This window comes from Streptomyces purpurascens (genome assembly GCF_045040895.1).
Lineage (GTDB): Bacteria > Actinomycetota > Actinomycetes > Streptomycetales > Streptomycetaceae > Streptomyces > Streptomyces purpurascens.
Window position 1 is genome coordinate 8,442,502 of the sequence record NZ_CP108341.1, and the last position, 18,078, is coordinate 8,460,579.

Here is an 18,078-nt window from a genome sequence, read left to right on the forward strand (position 1 = left end):
GCCGCCTGCGTTCACACCACCTCGGCCCGCCCCGGGTTGTCGTCAAGGAAGCCGCCCGACTGGTGCTGCCACAGCTTCGCGTAGGCGCCGTCGATCGCGAGCAACTCCTGGTGGGTGCCCTGCTCGACGATCCGGCCGCGGTCGAGGACGACGAGCTGGTCCATGGTGGCGACCGTGCTCAGCCGGTGCGCCACCACCAGCGCCGTCCGCCCGTCCATGAGCCGCCACAGCGCCTCCTGGACGAGCAGCTCGCTCTCGGAGTCCAGGGCGCTGGTCGCCTCGTCGAGCAGCAGGATCGGCGCGTCCCGCAGGATCGCCCGGGCGAGGGCGACGCGCTGGCGCTGACCACCGGACAGCTTGATGCCGCGCTCGCCCACCATGGTGTCGAAGCCGTCGGGCAGGGCGTCGGCGAACTCGGTGACATGGGCCGCCTCGGCCGCCTGGCGGATCTCGGCGTCGGTGGCGTCCGGCCGGGCGAACGCGATGTTGTCCCGCAGGGTGCGGTGGAACATCGCCGGGTCCTGCGGCACATAGGCGATCCGGCTGCGCAGATCGGCCTGGCGCAGCCGGCTGATGTCCTGACCGCCGATCAGGATGCGGCCCGCGTCGATGTCGGTCATCCGCAACAGCAGCCGGGTGAGCGAGGTCTTGCCGCCACCGGACCGGCCGACCAGGCCGAGCTTCGCCCCGCTCGGCACGGCCAGGTCCAGCCCGTCGAACAGTGGTCGGCCGCCACGGTGTGCGAAAGTCACCTTCTCGAAGCGGACGTCGGCCGCCCGGGTCCGCAGCGGCTCCGGCGCCGGCGGGTCGAGCACCGTCGGCGGCGTCAGGAGCAGCTCGGTGAACTGCGCGGCCTCCGTCATCGAGCTCTCCAGCCGGCGGTATATCTGGTTGAACTCGAACATGATCCGGGTCGCGTTGCCGTAGTAGGCGAACGCGACCACGATCGCCTCCACGCCGTGCGCGCCCCCGGCGAGCGTGATCGCGAGCAGCAGGCCCATCGCGTTGGTGAGCACGGACATCGGCGCGACCAGTGTGTCGATGCGCAGGTTGCCGTAGTCCCACGACCGCACGGTGAGCCGGCGCGACACCGCGACCCGGGAGCGGTGCTCGGCCGCCTCACTCTCCTCCGCGGCGAACGCCCGTACGGTGTCCATGTTCATCAGGCTGTCGGCGACATGGCCCGACACCCGGGCGATCGCCTCCTCACGCTGGTCGACGAGCCGCTGGCGGCGACGGATGAGCGGCACGACCAGCACCGCCGTCAGCGCGATCATCACCAGCAGACCGACGACGAGCAGCGGTTCGTAGCGCCACAGCACCACCGCGCCGAACGCCAGCGGCACGAAGCTGCCCACGACCTGGAACGTCACCGTGTCCACGAACTGCTCGAAACGCGAGGCGAAGCTCAGGACCCGCTTGGTCAGCGAACCGGCGAAGTTGTCGTGGAAGAACGCGGCGTCCTTGGCGAACAGTTCGTCCATCCCGAGCACGTACAGATGCTCGATGCCGAGGGCGTCGAGACGGTTGAGGCAGTGCAGGGCGACGCGCCACAGTGCCTCCGCGAGCAGCAGGACGCCGGCGAAGCCGAGAACGTACGGCAGTGCCGAGTCGACCGTGACGTCCTGGTCGCCGGCGATGTCGCCGACGAGCTTGGCGACGATCAGCGGCGCCACGTAGTTGATTCCGATGTTGCCCAGCGCCATGAGCAGCATCGCGGGTACCGTCAGCCGGCGCAGCCGGGCCAACTCCCGTCCGTAGTAACGAAGTGCGAGTAAGACCGAGCGCTTGCCCGGCTGAACCCTGCGAGAATCAGGCGTTTCCATCCCACCCCTGTGTCGTCCTGTGGCAGCCCGCCACGCGCTCACGCGGGCAGGGGCCATCGCCGCAACGAATGTGTGGATTTCGGTCGAGTCCGGCAGTGTCCCGCGACGGCGACCGCGGCGTCCAAGCGTTTTCCGGCCGGGCGGTGGTGCGCGGGGGAGCGCTTAGGGGTGCGGCGTGGGGATGGGGGGCCGGTGCCGACCCGCTCAAGAGCGGCGAGGCCGGCGCCGGCGGCCTCTCACAGGCCCGTACGGGTGAACGTCACGTGCGTGACTCCGCCGGGCGAGGAGGTGGCCTCGACCTCGTAGTCCTTCTCGACGTCCTGCAGCCCGTCCCAGAGGCGTACGCCGCGGCCGAGCAGGATCGGGACCACCGTGAGGTGCAGGTGGTCGATGAGCCCGGCGGCGAGGAAGTCGCGGACCACGGTGGGGCCCCCGCCGATGCGTACGTCCTAACCGCCCGCTGCCTCGCGGGCCGTCTTGAGTGCCTCGGCGGGCGAGGTGTCGAGGAAGTGGAACGTCGTGCCGCCCTCCATCTCGATCGACGGGCGAGGGTGATGGGTGAGGATGAAAGTCGGTGTGTGGAACGGCGGGTTCGGCCCCCACCACCCCTTCCACTCCGGGTCGTCGTGCCATCCGGGGTATCCGAACTTCCCCGCGCCCATGATCTCGGCGCCGATCCCGGGTGTGTGCTGCCGTGCGAAGGCATCGTCGAGGCCTCGGGTCCCGCCGGACTGGCGAGTCATCTCATGCCAGAACCGGGTGGCGAACATCCACTCGTGGAGCCTTTCGCCGGCATGTCCGAACGGGGCCTCACGGCTCAGCCCCTCACCGGTGCCGAAGCCGTCGAGCGAGATGGAGAAGTTGTGCACGCGAGCGAGTGACATGGCCGGCCGATCCCTTCCTTCTCGAAACGTCCCTGTGCCCAATGTTCCAGGTCCCGGCGACCACCGCAGAGCTAGGCCGTGTCTTAGGAAGCGGGTGACTCGTGGGCGGCGAGTTCTTCGGCCAATTCCATGCAGCGCAGGCGGGCCGGGGAGAAGTCGTAGGGCATCTTTCCTGTGGCTTCGAATACGCTCATGGACTCTTGCCCCCTGCCAGAGCTTTGGCCGGCCTCGTCCTCACCCTCATCAGCGGTAGCGGGGTGCAAAGTGTCCCAGGAGTCGAAGAGCGCGTCGTCGCTGTCCGCCAGGTCGGAATCCTCGATAACGGCTTGCAGCGCCTTTTCGAAGGCGTGCCGTTCGGCAGCCACCCGGGCCACGCGGGGGTCATCGACAGCGATCGTGTCATCGAGTGCCTCCTCGGCGGCATCAATACGGTCGGATTCCTCCCGCAGATCCGGGTGAGTGGCCAGGGCGATGAAACGGGTGGCCTGGACGGCCGCACCGAGCGGGCTGAAGATCCGCTCGGTGACCAGCAGGCTGTCCAGGTCCGCCTGGCGCAGGGAGCCCTCGGGCAGGCTCTTGAGGCGGCTGGTGACGAAGTCGGAGAGCAGACCCATCCTGCTGCCCTCGGTACGCATGCGCTGCACGGCAGTCCGTTGCCGCCGCAGTTCTGCTTCCTGGGCGACGAGGGTTTCCTCCAGCCGTTCCAGGATGCTCGCGATGCGGTCATCGCTGTCGGCACCGGCGGAAGCCGTGTCGGCGAAGGCGTCACGGATGTCGTCCAGGGCGATCCCGGCGTCGGCCATCTTGCGGATCCACAGCAGCCGGATCATGTCTTCGTAGCCGTAGCGGCGGCGGTCGTCGCCGCCCCGCGCGGGCTCGGGGAGCAGGCCGATCTCGTGGTAGTGACGGATCGCCCGCGGTGTGGTGCCGACGAAGGCCGCCGCGTCACCGATCTTGACCTGGCGCGGCGGGATGAAAGACGAATACATGAGCAGGGGCCTTCCTCGGTGGGGCGGGACGTGAGTCCACCGGACCACATACCGCTACGGAAGGTGCAACCCGAGTCACTCCGCCCGGCACCCGTATCGCTGCGACCGTCCCGGCGAGCTGCCTCTGCTCGACATGTACCTCACCGGCGTCACCCTGCGCTTCGCCCGCGACAGCGTGCGCGCCCACATCCCCGACGCCGCCGAGCCGCCGGGCGGGTCATGACATGGGGCTGTTGTCCGGGCGCAGAGTGAAGACCTGGTCGAGGCCCACGAGCGTGAGGACACGCAGCAGGTTCGCCGGTACGCCGACCAGGACGATGTCGGCACCGGCGGCCAGGGCGTGCTGGCGGGCGGCGAGCAGGGCGGTGATGCCGGTGGAGTCGCAGAACTCGAGGCCGGAGAGGTCGAGGACCAGGCACTGTCCCGGTGTCAGGGAGAGCCGGTCGACCTGGAGGCGCAGTTCGGGGGCCTGGTCGTAGTCCATTTCGCCGGCCACGTGCAGAACGGGTCCGGTCGCGGCGTCGCGGTGGCTTATGGTCAGCGTTTTCATGAGGGGAGGCTCGTTGCGGGGCGTATGAGGGAGGTGTCGGCGGGGACGCCGAGGGCGAGCAGGGCGGTGTCGTCGTTCAGTCCGTCGCCGAAGCCGTCCAGCAGCCCGGTGAGTGCGGTGATCACCTCGCCCGGGGCGGCCGGAGCGAGGTGGGTGCCGAAGCCCAGCAGGGTGTCCTCGCCGTACAGGTCGTCGCGGCCGGGGCCGGTGCGGGCCTCGGTGAGACCGTCGGTGTACAGCACGATCGTGTCGCCGGCCGCCAGGACCGTCTCCACGGTGCTGATCGGTGCGTCGGGCAGCACGCCGACGAGCAGGCCGCCGGGGGTGTGCAGGAACTCGGCGCCACCGTCGGACCGCAGCACGAGCGCCGGCGGATGACCGCCGGAGGCGAGGCGCACGACCGTCGGACCGTGCTCCCCGCCGGGCTCGACGATCCCGAAGACGCAGGTGCAGTAGCGGGGGTCGCCGCCGGCGGTGTACCGCTCGTGCAGTACGGCGTTCAGCGTGGCCAGGGCAGCGGCCGGATCCGGGTCGTGGTGGGCGGCGGCCCGGAGGGTGTAGCGGGTCAGCGAGGTGAGGGAGGCGGCCTCGGGGCCCTTGCCGCACACGTCGCCGAGGAAGAACGCCCACCGGTCGCCGGCGACGGGGAACAGGTCGTAGAAGTCGCCGCCGAGCTGGTCCGGGGCGGCCGTGTGGTAGTGGACGGCCGTCTCGAGACCCGGTACGTCGGGCAGGGAGTCCGGCACGAGGGACCGCTGCAGCACGGCGAGCGCGTCGGCCAGCCGGGCCCGGTCGGCCTCGGCCTGCCGCCGGGCCTCGTCCGCCTCGGCGTGGGCCCGCTCGGCTTCCTTGCGGCGGTGCAGGAGTTCCGTTTCGTAGGAGCGGCGGTCTGAGGCGTCGAAGACGGTGACACGGATCAGCAGGGGTTCGCCCCGGGTGCTGTACTTGACCACCGCGGAGACCAGGACCGGCAGCCGGCCATGGCCCTGGCGCTTCAGGTCCAGGGCGATGCCCCGCAGCTCGCCCTGCATGCGCAGCAGCGGAGCGAAGTGCGTCTCGTGGTACAGCTTCCCGCCGACGGTGAGCAGGTCGGTGAAGCGCTTGTGGCCCACCACGGCCTCGCGTTCCAGGCCGAGCCAGTCCAGCAGCGTGGTGTTGATCTTGGCGATGGTGCCGTCCATCAGCGTGGACAGGTAGCCGCACGGTGCCGACTCGTACAGGTCCTCCGCGCTGTCCTCCAGCAGCGCGGTGAACGCCGCGTCCGTGCCTGTTGTGCCTCCGGTCCCGGCCGGCTCGGGCGCGCCGTTCGTGCGGCACATCACTTCAGGGACTCCAGGAAGTCGAGGATCGCCTCGGCGGTGGCCTCCGGCGCGCTCAGCTGCGGGCAGTGCCCGGTGGCGTCGAGGGTGACCAGGCGGGAGGAGGGGATCGTCGTGTGCACATAGGCGCCGACCTCGCGGGGCGCGATGGCGTCCTGCTCGCACTCCAGTACCAGGGTCGGCATGGACACGCCCTTGAGGTCCTCGCGACTGTCGGTCAGGAAGGTCGTACGGGCGAAGACCCGGGCGATGTCGGGGTCGGTGGCGCAGAAGCTGTTGGTCAGCTCCTGACCCAGCTCCGGCCGCTCCGGATTACCCATGATCACCGGGGCCATCGCGGACGACCAGCCCAGGTAGTTCGCCTCCAGGGAGTCCAGCAGCTCGTCGATGTCCTCGGTGCTGAAGCCGCCGCGGTACCCCTCGTCGTCGATGTAGCAGGGCGAGGGCGTCACCATCACGAGCGCCCCGATCCGCTCCGGCGCGGCCTGCGCGGCCAGCACCCCGACCATGGCGCTGACCGAGTGCCCCACGAACACCGCCTGCCGGAGGTCCAGCTCCTCGCAGACGTCGACGACATCGGATGCGTAGCCCTGGAGCGAGGAGTACCGCTCCTCGCTCCAGGCCGACAGGTCCGATCCGCCGGAGCCCACGTAGTCGAACAGCACCACCCGGTACCGCTCCGCCAGAACCGGCACCACCAGGCGCCACATGTTCTGGTCGCAGCCGAACCCGTGTGCCAGGACCAGCACCGGCGAGTCGTCGCGGCCGATGACGTTCACGTTGTTCCTGCGGCGGATGTCCATGTCGCCATGCTCCCACCTTGACCAGCACGGTTCGACGGCAGGCCGGGTAGCGCCATGGTCGTCTTCGGCGGGCGTGGACGATGTCGTGTGCCGTGACCGGGCCGGCATCGGCCATCCGAATGGGTGATGCGGCCGGTTGTGCGTGTCTCGCCCGGGTGAGGAAGATCGCCCTCCCGCGCCTCAGCTCCCCGAGCTCTCCCGCACGATGAGCCGGTGCCCGGCCACATGGTCGCCCGGCGGCGCGGTGTCCGGGGCGTCGATCCGGGCCAGCAGCTGGGCGACGGCGGCCCGGGCGATCTCCTGCTTGTCGGGGGCGACGGTCGTCAGGGTGGGGACGCTGAAACGGGAGGCCTCGATGTCGTCGAAGCCGACCACGTCGAGCTCGCCCGGCACGGAGCGGCCCAGCTCGTGCAGGGCCCGCAGCGCGCCCAGGGCGAGATGGTCGTTCAGGCACAGCAGCGCGTCCGGGCGGGGGTCGCGTTCCATCAGCGCGACGGCGGCCCGCGCGCCGTCCCGCCAGTGATAGGCGTCCACCCGCACCACCAGGCCGGGCTCGAAGGGCAGGCCCGCCCCTTCGAGGGCCTCGCGGTAGCCGTCGGTGCGCAGCCGGTCGGTGCCCTGGCGGCCGTGCAGGGCACCGCCGACCACCGCGATGCGCCGGCGGCCCCGGGACAGGAGGTGCTCGGTGGCCTCGCGCGCCGCGCGCACGTTGTCGATGCCGACGTGGTCGGTGCCGCCCTCGGCGGAGCGCTCGCCGAGCAGGACCACGGGCAGGCCCCGGTCGCGGACGGCGAGATCACGCGGCTGCAGGGAGAGCGGACTGAGGATGACGCCGTCGGAGAACTGCGCGTCGAAACCGTGCAGCGCCGCCAGCTCCCGCTCGCGCACCGCCCCGGTCTGGTGCAGCAGGACGGTGTGCCCGCGCCGGTCCGCCTCGGCCATGACGTGCTTGGCCAGCTCGGCGAAGTAGGCGACGTCCAGCTCCGGGACCGCCAGCGTGATCATGCCGGTGCGGCCCTGGCGCAGTTGCCGCCCGGCGATGTTGACGCGGTAGCCCAGGGCCTCGATGGCCTCCTGGACGGCGGCGCGGGTCCGCTCCGAGACATGCTCGAAGTTGTTGATCACGTTGGAGACGGTCTTGGGGGAGACGCCGGCGTACTCCGCCACGTCCTTGATCCTGGGTCTGGCCGCCACGCTGTCCCGTCCTTCCGACTGCCGAGATCGTACCGACTCCGCTCCTCGGGTCGTCCGGTGGGTTTACATCGATGTAAACCCATGGTGCCATGGGCATCGACCGGCACACGCGACACAAGGAGCCCCATGGACGTGCCCCGCCCCGAGTACCCGAGGCCACAGTTCGTCCGTGACGCCTGGCTGAACCTCAACGGCGCGTGGCAGTTCGAGATCGACCGGTCGGACACCGGCCTGGAACGCGGACTGGCGACGCGCGAACTCGAGGGCACGATCGTCGTCCCGTTCTGCCCGGAGTCGGAGCTCTCCGGGGTCGGGGACACGGACTTCATGGAAGCGGTCTGGTACCGGCGGACCGTGACCGTGCCCGCGGACTGGGCCGGTTCCCGGGTGCTGCTGCACTTCGGGGCCGTGGACCACGACACCACCGTCTGGGCAGGCGGCCGTGAAGTCGCCCGGCATCGCGGCGGCTTCACGCCGTTCACCGCCGACCTCGGCGAAGTCGCCGTCCCCGGCGAAAAACTGACCATCGTCGTACGGGCCCGGGACAGCCGTCACGGCGTCCAGGCGCGCGGCAAGCAGGCGACCTGGTACGCCAACTCCCACTGCCACTACACCCGGACGACCGGCATCTGGCAGACCGTGTGGCTGGAGCCGGTCCCGCGCACCGTCGCTCTCCGGCGCCCCCGCATCACGCCCGACCTGGCCTCGGGCTCCTTCTTCCTGGAACTCCCGCTCTCCGCCAACGCGCCCGGCCACCGCGTCCGTGCCACGCTCGCCGACGGCCGCGGGGACGTCGTCGCCGCCGAGGTGCGCGCCGACCTCGACCTGTGCCCCCGGCTCGTCCTGCCCGTGCCCGCCGACCGCCTGCGCGTCTGGTCACCGCGGGACCCGCACCTGTACGACCTCACCCTGGAGGTCCTCGACGCGTCCGGCGCGGTCGTCGACACGGCGCACTCCTACGCCGGTCTGCGCTCGGTCGCCGTCCACGGCAAGCGGCTGCTGCTGAACGGCGAACCCGTCTTCCAGCGGCTTGTCCTCGACCAGGGCTACCACCCGGACGGCCTGATGACCGCACCCACCGACGCCGACCTCGTCCGGGACATCGAACTGGGCCTGCGCGCCGGCTTCAACGGCGCCCGTCTGCACCAGAAGGTCTTCGAGGAGCGCTACCTCCACCACGCCGACCGGCTCGGCTACCTGGTCTGGGGCGAGTTCGGCGACTGGGGCTGCGAGACCGGCGTACGCGACGACAACCAGCGCCCCGACGCCTCCTACGTCACCCAGTGGCTGGAGGCCCTGGAGCGCGACCACTCCCACCCCTCGATCATCGGCTGGTGCCCGCTGAACGAGACCTACCAGCCGCTGCACGACCGCGTCACCCGGCTCGACGACGTCACCCGGGCGATGTTCCTGGCCACCAAGCAGGCCGACCCCACCCGCCCGGTGATCGACGCGTCCGGCTACGCCCACCGGGTACCGGAGACCGACGTCTACGACTCCCACTGCTACGAGCAGGACGCCGACGCCTTCGCCAAGACGATGGAGGGTCTGGCGCAGGACCGGCCGTACGTCAACCAGGCGCCGGACGGACGGCCGTGGTCGGTGCCCTACCGCGGGCAGCCCTACTTCTGCAGCGAGTTCGGCGGCATCTGGTGGGACCCGGAGGCGGTGGCCGGCACGGCGGGCGACGACCAGGACTCCTCGTGGGGTTACGGGCAACGGCCCCGCAGCGCCGAGGAGTTCGTGGCCCGCTTCAACGGCCTGACCGGCGTACTGCTCGACGACCCGGACATGTTCGGCTACTGCTACACCCAGCTCACCGACGTCTTCCAGGAACGCAACGGCGTCTACCGCTTCGACCGCTCCGAGAAGGTCGACACCACGCTCCTGCGCGACGCCCAGACCCGCCCGGCCGCCTTCGAGAACGCACCACAGCGTCAGTGATTGCAACGATGCAAGGAGAAAACGCTCATGCGCTTACGATCCCGGAGTCCACTGCTCGCCGTCCTCCTGGCCCTGCTGCTCGGGCTCACCGCCGTCCCGTCGGCGGCCGGCGGCGCCGAGGAGACCAAGGCCGCCGCCGGCACCTTCCGCAACCCGCTCAACCCCGGCCCGGACCCGTACGTCTCGCACTGGAAGGGCAATTACCACCTCACCACCACCCAGGGCGACAGCATCCGCATGTGGCGCTCGCCCTCGCTGAGCACGCTTCTCACCGCGGACCCGGTGACCGTGTGGAAGGACAGCGACAGCTCCCGCAACCGCAACATCTGGGCGCCGGAGTTCTACCGCTTCGGCGACCGCTGGTACCTCTACTACACGGCCGACGACGGGGTCGACGAACACCACCGGCTGTACGTCCTGGAGTCCGAGCGGGACGACCCGGCGGGCCCGTACCGCTTCAAGGCGAAGCTCACTCCGCCCAACCACGCCGACAAGTACGCGATCGACCCCGGTGTGTTCCAGCACAACGGCCGTCTCTACCTCGCCTACGCCGGCCTCAACCAGTACCAGCACAACGGCCTCAACATCGCCCCGATGTCCAACCCCTACACCGTCTCCGGTGACGCCGTCCCCCTGGACGCCGCCGGCGGCTGCCCCGAGGTGCGCGAGGGGCCGGAGTTCCTCCACCGCAACGGCCGTACCTGGATGACGTATTCGACCTGCGACACCGGCAAGCCCGACTACCAGGTCTGGATGATGTCCCTGCGCGACGGCGCCGACCCGCTCGTGCCCGGCAACTGGACCCAGCACTCGGGGCCGGTGTTCTCGCGCGCAGACGACCGCGGTGTGTACGGCCCCGGCCACCACGCCTTCTTCCGCTCGCCCGACGGCACCGAGGACTGGATCGTCTACCACGCCAAGACGACCTCGACGAACACCTACACCGACCGCACGACCCGCGCACAGAAGATCACCTGGAACGCGGACGGCAGCCCGGACCTCGGCCGGCCGCTCGCCCTCGGAGCCACCCAGGACCTGCCCGCCGGCGACCCCGGATCCGGCACGTACTGGATCAACGACGACGGCCGCTCCAGCGGCGCCGGAAGCGTGGCCTACACGGGCCGCTGGAACTCCGGCACCGGCTGCGCCACCCAGTGCTTCCGGGGCGACGACCACTGGAGCGACCGGGCCGGCGACACCGCCACCCTCACCTTCACCGGGACCCGCATCGCCCTGCTGTCCGTGCGCGACACTGGCAACGGCATCGCCGGGATCAGCGTCGACGGCGGAGCCGAACAGCGTGTCGACTTTCACGGTGCGATCCGCACGGGCGAGACCCTGCGGTACGTCAGCCCCAAGCTGCCCCACGGGCGGCACACCCTGCGGATCCGGGTCACCGGGGAGCACAACGCCCAGTCCCGGGGCGCGTTCGTGAGCGTGGACCGGGCGGAGGTGTACACGAACTGACGAACCACCGCGGAGGGGCGGGGAGCCGGGTCAGCCCAGGTAGAGCGGGAGTTTCGCGGCCGGCTCGCCGAGTTCGGCCCGCTCCGCCTCCGTGGGCGCCCGCCTCCCGGTGCCCACCAGCAGCGCGTCCCGGTCCGTGAACGACGCGGGGAACGCGCTCCCCGCGATCCGCTCCAGCAGCTCGCGGGAACGGGTGAGCCCCTCCGCCGGCGGTTGCTCCGCGTCCGGGAGGTACGCGATCAGGTCGAGGTGGTGCAGCGTCCACTCCAGGACGTACACCGAGAGGTAGTCCTCCACGGTGAGGACCTCGTCGCGGGTGCCGACCCGGCCGGCCGGGTCGGCGAGCCGGGCGGCGCGTCCGGCGGCGGAGCCGACGTCGTGCAGGTGGAACGTGAGCAGGTGCGGCTCCTCGTACGCGGCGGCGAGCCGGACGGTCAGCGCGTCGAGCGGGTCGTCACCGGCCGGCGGCGTGTCGGCGACCTCCCAGTAGGTCACCGCGTCACGGGTCGGCTCCCGGTCGGAAGGGGTGGCGAGGGTGATCAAAACGTCCTGGGCGTCGATGATCAGATGGCACACCAGGTCCCGCACCAGCCAGCCGGTACAGCCGGACGGCCGGGCGAAGTCCTCGTCGGCCAGGTCGGCGACCGCCGCGCGCAATGCCGTCCAGGAGCGTGAGAAGAGATCCACCTCGGCACCGTAGTGCCGTGCCGCGCGGGCGGACAAACGCATTTCGGGCGGCCGGTGCGCCTTGGTGCCAACTCCCGAACCGGGCCCTTGAGTTCATCGGCGCAGGACTCTGGCGGCCTCCAGAACCCCTGGGCTACCGTCGGTAACACCCCTGGTTGCCACAGGGGCCTCTCCCGACCCCTGCGCACCTCCTCCGGAAGGCGGCCCATGGAACACCCGTCAGAACCCGCCGCGTTCACCCGCCGCCGTGCCCTGACCGTGGCGGGCGGTGTGCTCGCCGGTGCCGCACTCGCGCAGGCGACGTTCCCGGCCTTCGCGGCCGGCGCCGGATCGTCGGACGCGGACGCCATCGTCATCGGCCACGGCCTCGCCGGGCTCGTCGCCACCGCCGAACTGGCCGCCGCCGGACGCAAGGTGCTGCTGCTCGACCAGGAGCCGGAGGCCGGCCTGGGCGGGCAGGCCTTCTGGTCCTTCGGCGGGCTGTTCTTCGTCGACTCCCCCGAGCAGCGCCTCATGGGCATCAAGGACTCGCAGGAACTGGCCTGGCAGGACTGGCTGGGCACGGCAGGCTTCGACCGCGGCATCACCGACCCGTCGGGCCAGGACCACTGGGCCCACAAGTGGGCCGAGGCGTACGTGGACTTCGCCTCGGGGGAGAAGCACTCCTGGCTCGCGGGGCTCGGTATGCAGTGGTTCCCGATCGTCGGCTGGGCCGAGCGCGGCGGCGGCCTCGCGGACGGGCACGGCAACTCCGTACCCCGCTTCCACGTCACCTGGGGCACCGGTCCTGCCGTGGTGGAGCCCTTCGAGAAGAAGGTGCGCGCGGCCGTGGAGGACGGCAAGGTGACTTTCAGGTTCCGCCACCGGGTGGACGACCTGATCGTCACGAACGGCGCCGTCACCGGGGTACGCGGCAAGGTCCTGGAGCCCAGCAGCGCGGCACGCGGCAAGCCCAGTTCCCGCAAGGCCGTCGGCGACTTCGAACTGAGCGCCCCCGTCGTGATCGTCACCTCGGGCGGCATCGGCGCCAACCACGACCTCGTGCGGCAGAACTGGCCCGCACGCCTCGGCACGCCCCCGAAGTCCATGATCACGGGTGTGCCCGCGCACGTGGACGGCCGGATGCTCGCGATCACCCAGAAGGCGGGCGGACGGATCGTCAACCCCGACCGCATGTGGCACTACACCGAGGGCCTGAAGAACTACGACCCGATCTGGCCCGACCACGGCATCCGCATCCTGCCCGGCCCGTCCTCCATGTGGTTCGACGCCACGGGCAAGCGCTTCTCCAGCCCCGACATCCCGGGCTACGACACGCTCCACACCCTCAAGTCGATCACCGACACCGGCTACGACTACTCCTGGTTCGTCACGACCCAGAAGATCATCGCCAAGGAGTTCGCGCTCTCCGGCTCGGAGCAGAACCCGGACCTCACCGAGAAGAACGTCTGGAAGCTGCTGTCGCGCATCTGGCAGACCCCCGAGCCGATCGAGCGGTTCAAGGAGAAGGGCGAGGACTTCGTCGTCGCCACGACCCTGCCCGAACTCGTCGCCGGCATGAACAAACTGACGGGGGACGACCTGATCGACCTGGCCGGCCTGCAGCGGCAGATCGAGGCCCGCGACCGCGAGATCGCCAACCCGTACACCAAGGACGCCCAGGTCATGGGCATCCGCAACGCCCTCGCCTACCCCGGCGACACCCTCAGCCGCACCGCCTCCGCCCACCGGATCCTGGACACCGGTGCGGGCCCGCTGATCGCCGTACGCCTCAACATCCTTACCCGCAAGACCCTCGGCGGCCTCCAGACCGACCTCTCCGGCCGCGTCCTGAACGCCTCCGGCAAACCGATCAACGGCCTGTACGCCGCCGGCGAGGTCGCCGGCTTCGGCGGAGGCGGCGTCCACGGCTACCGCTCCCTCGAAGGCACCTTCCTGGGCGGCTGCCTCTTCTCCGGCCGGGCAGCGGGCCGGGCAGCGGCAGCGGCGACCGCCGACTGACCCGCGGGGACACGACGCCGACCCAGCCGGAGGCCGGGGGCCCCAGCCCCCGGCCCCCGGTCGTCACGTGCGGGCGGGGCGCTCCCCGGCCAGTTCGCCGCGGACCGCTCGGGCCGCCGTGACCAGGTTCTCCAGGGACGCGCGGGTCTCGGTCCAGCCGCGGGTCTTCAGGCCGCAGTCGGGGTTGACCCACAACCGTTCGGCGGGGATGGCCTTCAGGCCGCTGCGCAGCAGGTCGGCCGCCTCCTCCGCGCCGGGAACCCGCGGGGAGTGGATGTCGTAGACACCCGGCCCCGCCTCGCGCGGATAACCGTGCGAGGCGAGTTCGCGGGCGACCTGCATATGGGAGCGGGCGGCCTCGAGGCTGATGACGTCCGCGTCGAGGTCGTCGATGGCCTGCACGATGTCGCCGAACTCGGCGTAGCACATGTGCGTGTGGATCTGCGTGTCCGGCCGCACGCCGCCGGTGCTGAGCCGGAAGGCCTCCGTGGCCCACCCCAGATACTCCGGCCGGTCGGCGGCACGCAGCGGCAGCGTCTCGCGCAGGGCGGGCTCGTCGACCTGGATGACCGACGTCCCGGCCGCCTCCAGGTCTCCCACCTCGTCGCGCAGGGCGAGAGCGACCTGCCGGGCCGTCTGGGCACGCGGCTGGTCGTCGCGTACGAAGGACCAGGCGAGCATGGTGACCGGGCCGGTGAGCATGCCCTTGACCGGACGGTCCGTGAGGGACTGCGCGTACCTCGTCCAGCGCACGGTCATCGGCTCGGGGCGGGAGATGTCGCCGGCCAGGATCGGCGGGCGGACGTAGCGGGTGCCGTAGGACTGGACCCAGCCGTGCTGCGTGGCGAGACAGCCGGTGAGCTGCTCCGCGAAGTACTGGACCATGTCGTTGCGTTCGGCCTCGCCGTGCACCAGGACGTCCAGTCCGGCCTTCTCCTGGAAGGAGATCACCTCCTGGATCTCGGCCTTGATGCGCTCCTCGTAGCCGGCCGTGTCGATACGGCCCGCGCGCAGGTCCGCGCGGGCGGTGCGCACCCCAGCGGTCTGCGGGAAGGAGCCGATCGTGGTGGTCGGCAGCAGGGGCAGACCGAGCCGGGCGCGCTGGGCGGCGGTCCGCTCGGCGTACGGCAGCGAGCGGCGGGCGTCCGCCTCGGACACCGCGGCCGTGCGGGCACGGACGGCCGGGTCGCGGGTGATCGGGGAGTTCGCCCGGGAGAACAGGTCGGACCGGTTCGCGGCGAGTTGCGCGCCGATCGTGTCCGTGCCCTGCGTGAGACCGCGCGCGAGGGTGACGATCTCGGCGGTCTTCTGCCGCGCGAAGGCGAGCCAGCGCAGGACCTGCGGCTCGATGTCCCGCTCCGCCCCCGTGTCCAGCGGCACGTGCAGGAGGGAGCAGGAGGCCGAGACGTCGACCCGGTCGGCCAGGCCGAGGAGCGTGCCGAGCCGGGAGAGCGAGGCCGCCAGGTCGTTGATCCAGATGTTGCGGCCGTTGACGACACCGGCGACCAGCCGCTTGCCCGGCAGACCGCCCACCGCGGCCAGATCGTCCAGGTTGGCCGCCGCCGACTCCGTGAAGTCCACCGCGAGTCCCTCGACCGGCGCCTTCGCCAGCACCGGCAGGGCGTTCCCGAGCCGGTCGAAGTACGAGGCGACCAGCAGCTTCGACCGGTCGGTCAGGGCTCCGAGGTCGCGATAGGCGCGCTCGGCGGCGATCAGCTCGGCCGGGGTCCGGTCCTGGACCAGGGCCGGCTCGTCCAGCTGGACCCACTCGGCGCCCGCCGCGCGCAGGTCGGCGAGGACCTCGGCGTACACGGGCAGCAGCCGGTCCAGGAGCGTGAGCGGCTCGAAGTCCGCGGGCACCCCCGGGGCGGGCTTGGCGAGGAGCAGATAGGTGACGGGGCCGACGAGGACGGGGCGCGCGGTGTGGCCGAGCGCCAGCGCTTCGCGCAGCTCGGCGACCTGCTGGGACGAGTCGGCGGTGAACACCGTGTCCGGACCCAGCTCGGGCACCAGGTAGTGGTAGTTGGTGTCGAACCACTTGGTCATCTCCAGCGGCGCCACGTCCTGCGTGCCACGCGCCATGGCGAAGTAGCCGTCCAGGGCGTCCGCCTCGACGGCGTCCCGGTGGCGGCCGGGGATCGCGCCGACCATGACGGTGGTGTCCAGGACGTGGTCGTAGAACGAGAAGTCGCCCGTCGGGACCTCGTCGATGCCGGCGTCGGCCAGCTGCCGCCAGTTCGAGGCACGCAGGTCGGCGGCGGTGGCCCGGAGGGCGTCGGCGGTGACGCGGCCCTTCCAGTAGCCCTCGATCGCCTTCTTCAGTTCCCGGTTCTGGCCCTGGCGGGGGTAGCCGTACACGGTGGCCCGTGCTGCCGCGGCTGCGGGCTTGGTGGTCACGGAGATCTCCTTCGCGAGACGAATCCCTGAGATCCCGGCGACGGGACGAGAGCGCGAAGGGGTGACGAACCGGACGGTGACGACCTCGCGCGGCACAGCGCGGTCGTCCGCCTGGTAGGTACGCCGACCCGCCCTCGAGGTCACCGGAATGTCCGCGCACGCATCGTCCGCGCGCGGGCAGTTGGCAGGTCTTCGGACTCGCGGGCACGTCCTCACCATGTGAGAACTCCTACTGGCCGTCGCTTCCCGGGCCCTTCGTGGGCCCAGTGCGTATGACGGCGGTCGTTCCCGCTCACCGCTGCGGGGCAGTCCCGGATTCCCACCGGGTTCCCTCTTGCGACGCATCCCGCCTGGCTGACGGGGCGAACCAGCTGCATCGCCAGCCTATACACGGGAAGGCCGCGGAAGCGACCCTCAGCCGCCCCTCACCGGCCGCCCCGCCGCCAGGGCGGCCAGCTCGTCCGGGGTGCGCGGGCCGGGTGCCGAACCGGTCAACAGCCCTTGCGCGCGCAGGAGGTCCGCGGCGGCGGCACCCCACGGCAACCGCAGTCCCGCCTGCCGAAGGAGATCGGTCCGGGCCAGTGCCGTGGGCGCGGGAGCGATGTGCACACCGTCCGGGGTGAGGAGCGCCGCGTCGTCGGCCCAGCGCAGGGCGAGATCGACGTCGTGGGTGGCCATCACCACCGTGGTGCCGTTCGCACGCAGCCCGTCGAGCGTCTCCAGAAGCCGTTCCTGGCCGTCGGGGTCGAGTCCGGCCGTCGGCTCGTCGAGGACGAGGACACGCGGCCGCATGGCGACCGCGCCTGCGATGGCGGTCCGCTTGCGCTGCCCATAGGAGAGCAGATGGGTGGGCCGGTCGGCCAGTGCGGTGATGTCCAGGGCGGCGAGCGCCTCCGCCACCCGCGCCCGTACCTCCGTATCGGCCAGCCCGAGGTTCAGCGGCCCGAACGACACGTCCTGCTCGACGGACGCCGCGAACAGCTGGTCGTCCGGGTCCTGGACCACGAGCTGGACGGTCGTCCGCAGCCGGGTCAGGCCCTTGCGGTCGTACGTCACCGGCTGCCCGTCGACCGTCAACCGCCCCTCGTGCGGCCGCAGTCCGCCGCTGAGCAGCCGCATCAGCGTGGTCTTGCCACTGCCGTTGCGGCCGAGCAGCGCGAGCGCGCGCCCCTCGCGGATCTCGAAGTCGAGGCCACTGAGCACGGCCGGGCCGTCCTCGTAGGCGAAGGACGCGCCCCGCAGGGCGACGAGGGCGGGCTCGCTCATGTCAGCGGCCTTTCCAGTACGAAGGTGAGGACGGCCAGTGCCGCGAGGAGCGCGCAACTGGCGACCGTGAAGCGGACGGAGACGCGGGCCTCGGGCACCAGGACGCGCAGGGTCCCGTCGTAGCCGCGCCCGGCGAGACCGGCCTGGAGGCGGGCCGCCCGGTCGAAGGCCCGGACGAACGCGGTGGCGCCGAGCCCGCCCAGCGAACGCCAGGCGGCGGCCCGCGTGGTGTGGCCGAGCCGGGCGGCCTGCGCGTCGCGGATCCGGCGCACGGAGTCCAGCAGCAGAAAGCTCATGCGGTACGTCACGAGCGCGACATCGACGACCGGCGCCGGGATGCCGGCCCGGACCAGGCGCGGCAGCAGGTCGGACATGGGCGTGGTGAAGGCGAACAGCAGCACCCCCAGGGAGGCCGCCGAGGTGCGCAGCAGCAACTCCCCGGCCCGCAGGGGCCCGTCGTCCGCGAGGGAGACGAAGCCCTTCGGCCCGCCGACCTGGACGAGCAGCGTGACCGCGCCGGTCACGCAGAAGCCCAGCGGCACGCGGTAGGCACGCCACAGCCGGCGGGCGGGCACCCCGGCCGGCCCCAGCAGCACGGACACGGCCGTCACGAGCACCAGGGCCGCGCCCGGCCAGGGCGGCAGCGAGATGGCCAGCACGGTGAGTCCCAGACCGAGCACGGCCTTGTCCACGGGATGGCGGCGGCGCCAGCGACTGCTGTGCGCCGCCGCGTCGATCGGCAGCACGCGGC

General features: G+C 71.5%; 13 protein-coding genes, 1 pseudogene and 1 riboswitch. Of the genes and pseudogenes, 3 read left to right on the forward strand and 11 right to left on the reverse strand.

What is annotated here, in order from left to right; all coding sequences use genetic code 11:
* Nucleotides 1–11 precede the first annotated feature (11 nt).
* The 7 genes and pseudogenes from OHU35_RS38330 to OHU35_RS38360 form a co-directional block, all read right to left on the reverse strand.
* The gene (locus OHU35_RS38330; protein WP_189722113.1) at nucleotides 12–1,826 is read right to left on the reverse strand and encodes an ABC transporter ATP-binding protein; all 1,815 of its coding nucleotides are present in this window, start codon (nucleotides 1,824–1,826) and stop codon (nucleotides 12–14) included.
* A gap of 236 nt (nucleotides 1,827–2,062) precedes the next feature.
* Nucleotides 2,063–2,710 (reverse strand): annotated as a pseudogene (locus OHU35_RS38335) (dihydrofolate reductase family protein).
* A gap of 83 nt (nucleotides 2,711–2,793) precedes the next feature.
* Nucleotides 2,794–3,699, reverse strand: a complete 906-nt coding sequence (locus tag OHU35_RS38340) for a MerR family transcriptional regulator (protein ID WP_189722111.1) — start codon at nucleotides 3,697–3,699, stop codon at nucleotides 2,794–2,796.
* Nucleotides 3,700–3,916: 217 nt separating this feature from the next.
* Entirely contained in the window at nucleotides 3,917–4,249 is a 333-nt protein-coding gene (locus OHU35_RS38345) for an STAS domain-containing protein (RefSeq protein WP_189722110.1), read from the reverse strand.
* A complete protein-coding gene (locus tag OHU35_RS38350) occupies nucleotides 4,246–5,568 on the reverse strand; it encodes a PP2C family protein-serine/threonine phosphatase (RefSeq protein ID WP_189722109.1) in 1,323 nt (440 codons plus the stop codon). The genes OHU35_RS38345 and OHU35_RS38350 overlap by 4 nt, the downstream gene beginning before the upstream one ends.
* Nucleotides 5,568–6,371: an alpha/beta fold hydrolase gene (locus tag OHU35_RS38355; RefSeq protein WP_189722108.1), complete on the reverse strand. Its 804-nt coding sequence runs from the start codon at nucleotides 6,369–6,371 to the stop codon at nucleotides 5,568–5,570. The genes OHU35_RS38350 and OHU35_RS38355 overlap by 1 nt, the downstream gene beginning before the upstream one ends.
* 180 nt (nucleotides 6,372–6,551) lie before the next feature.
* Nucleotides 6,552–7,565, reverse strand: coding sequence for a LacI family DNA-binding transcriptional regulator (locus tag OHU35_RS38360; protein WP_189722107.1), 1,014 nt, complete (start codon nucleotides 7,563–7,565; stop codon nucleotides 6,552–6,554).
* Nucleotides 7,566–7,691: 126 nt separating this feature from the next.
* Between OHU35_RS38360 and OHU35_RS38365 the strand changes: the two genes are divergently transcribed.
* Both OHU35_RS38365 and OHU35_RS38370 read left to right on the forward strand, forming a co-directional pair.
* Nucleotides 7,692–9,509 carry a glycoside hydrolase family 2 protein gene (locus OHU35_RS38365; RefSeq protein WP_189722106.1) on the forward strand — a complete coding sequence of 606 codons (1,818 nt, stop codon included), beginning with the start codon at nucleotides 7,692–7,694 and terminating at the stop codon, nucleotides 9,507–9,509.
* Between the two features lie 27 nt (nucleotides 9,510–9,536).
* Nucleotides 9,537–10,976 carry a glycoside hydrolase family 43 protein gene (locus tag OHU35_RS38370; protein ID WP_405508610.1) on the forward strand — a complete coding sequence of 480 codons (1,440 nt, stop codon included), beginning with the start codon at nucleotides 9,537–9,539 and terminating at the stop codon, nucleotides 10,974–10,976.
* 30 nt (nucleotides 10,977–11,006) lie between these two features.
* On the opposite strand, the gene OHU35_RS38375 is transcribed toward OHU35_RS38370, so the two are convergent.
* Nucleotides 11,007–11,663, reverse strand: coding sequence for a maleylpyruvate isomerase N-terminal domain-containing protein (locus OHU35_RS38375; protein ID WP_405508612.1), 657 nt, complete (start codon nucleotides 11,661–11,663; stop codon nucleotides 11,007–11,009).
* A gap of 207 nt (nucleotides 11,664–11,870) precedes the next feature.
* Here OHU35_RS38375 and OHU35_RS38380 point away from each other — a divergent pair, with 207 nt between their 5' ends.
* Nucleotides 11,871–13,664: an FAD-binding dehydrogenase gene (locus tag OHU35_RS38380; protein WP_405508613.1), complete on the forward strand. Its 1,794-nt coding sequence runs from the start codon at nucleotides 11,871–11,873 to the stop codon at nucleotides 13,662–13,664.
* Between the two features lie 63 nt (nucleotides 13,665–13,727).
* Here the strand turns inward: OHU35_RS38380 and metE are convergent, their stop codons facing one another.
* The 3 genes from metE to cbiQ form a co-directional block, all read right to left on the reverse strand.
* Complete coding sequence (gene metE / locus OHU35_RS38385; protein WP_405508615.1) at nucleotides 13,728–16,061, reverse strand: 5-methyltetrahydropteroyltriglutamate--homocysteine S-methyltransferase; 2,334 nt, start codon at nucleotides 16,059–16,061, stop codon at nucleotides 13,728–13,730.
* A 165-nt stretch (nucleotides 16,062–16,226) separates the two neighbouring features.
* A riboswitch (cobalamin riboswitch) is annotated at nucleotides 16,227–16,448 on the reverse strand.
* A gap of 27 nt (nucleotides 16,449–16,475) precedes the next feature.
* A complete protein-coding gene (locus OHU35_RS38390) occupies nucleotides 16,476–17,327 on the reverse strand; it encodes an energy-coupling factor ABC transporter ATP-binding protein (RefSeq protein ID WP_189722101.1) in 852 nt (283 codons plus the stop codon).
* Nucleotides 17,324–18,073 carry a cobalt ECF transporter T component CbiQ gene (cbiQ, locus tag OHU35_RS38395; RefSeq protein ID WP_189722100.1) on the reverse strand — a complete coding sequence of 250 codons (750 nt, stop codon included), beginning with the start codon at nucleotides 18,071–18,073 and terminating at the stop codon, nucleotides 17,324–17,326. Before cbiQ ends, OHU35_RS38390 begins: the two co-directional genes overlap by 4 nt.
* Nucleotides 18,074–18,078: the final 5 nt, after the last annotated feature.

What these genes read in the sequence shown, in the direction of transcription:
- OHU35_RS38330 (WP_189722113.1), bottom strand. Translation starts at nt 1,826, where the DNA reads ATGGAAACGCCTGATTCTCGCAGGGTTCAGCCGGGCAAGCGCTCGGTC.
- OHU35_RS38340 (WP_189722111.1), bottom strand. Translation starts at nt 3,699, where the DNA reads ATGTATTCGTCTTTCATCCCGCCGCGCCAGGTCAAGATCGGTGACGCG.
- OHU35_RS38345 (WP_189722110.1), bottom strand. Translation starts at nt 4,249, where the DNA reads ATGAAAACGCTGACCATAAGCCACCGCGACGCCGCGACCGGACCCGTT.
- OHU35_RS38350 (WP_189722109.1), bottom strand. Translation starts at nt 5,568, where the DNA reads ATGTGCCGCACGAACGGCGCGCCCGAGCCGGCCGGGACCGGAGGCACA.
- OHU35_RS38355 (WP_189722108.1), bottom strand. Translation starts at nt 6,371, where the DNA reads ATGGACATCCGCCGCAGGAACAACGTGAACGTCATCGGCCGCGACGAC.
- OHU35_RS38365 (WP_189722106.1), top strand. Translation starts at nt 7,692, where the DNA reads ATGGACGTGCCCCGCCCCGAGTACCCGAGGCCACAGTTCGTCCGTGAC.
- OHU35_RS38370 (WP_405508610.1), top strand. Translation starts at nt 9,537, where the DNA reads ATGCGCTTACGATCCCGGAGTCCACTGCTCGCCGTCCTCCTGGCCCTG.
- OHU35_RS38380 (WP_405508613.1), top strand. Translation starts at nt 11,871, where the DNA reads ATGGAACACCCGTCAGAACCCGCCGCGTTCACCCGCCGCCGTGCCCTG.
- OHU35_RS38390 (WP_189722101.1), bottom strand. Translation starts at nt 17,327, where the DNA reads ATGAGCGAGCCCGCCCTCGTCGCCCTGCGGGGCGCGTCCTTCGCCTAC.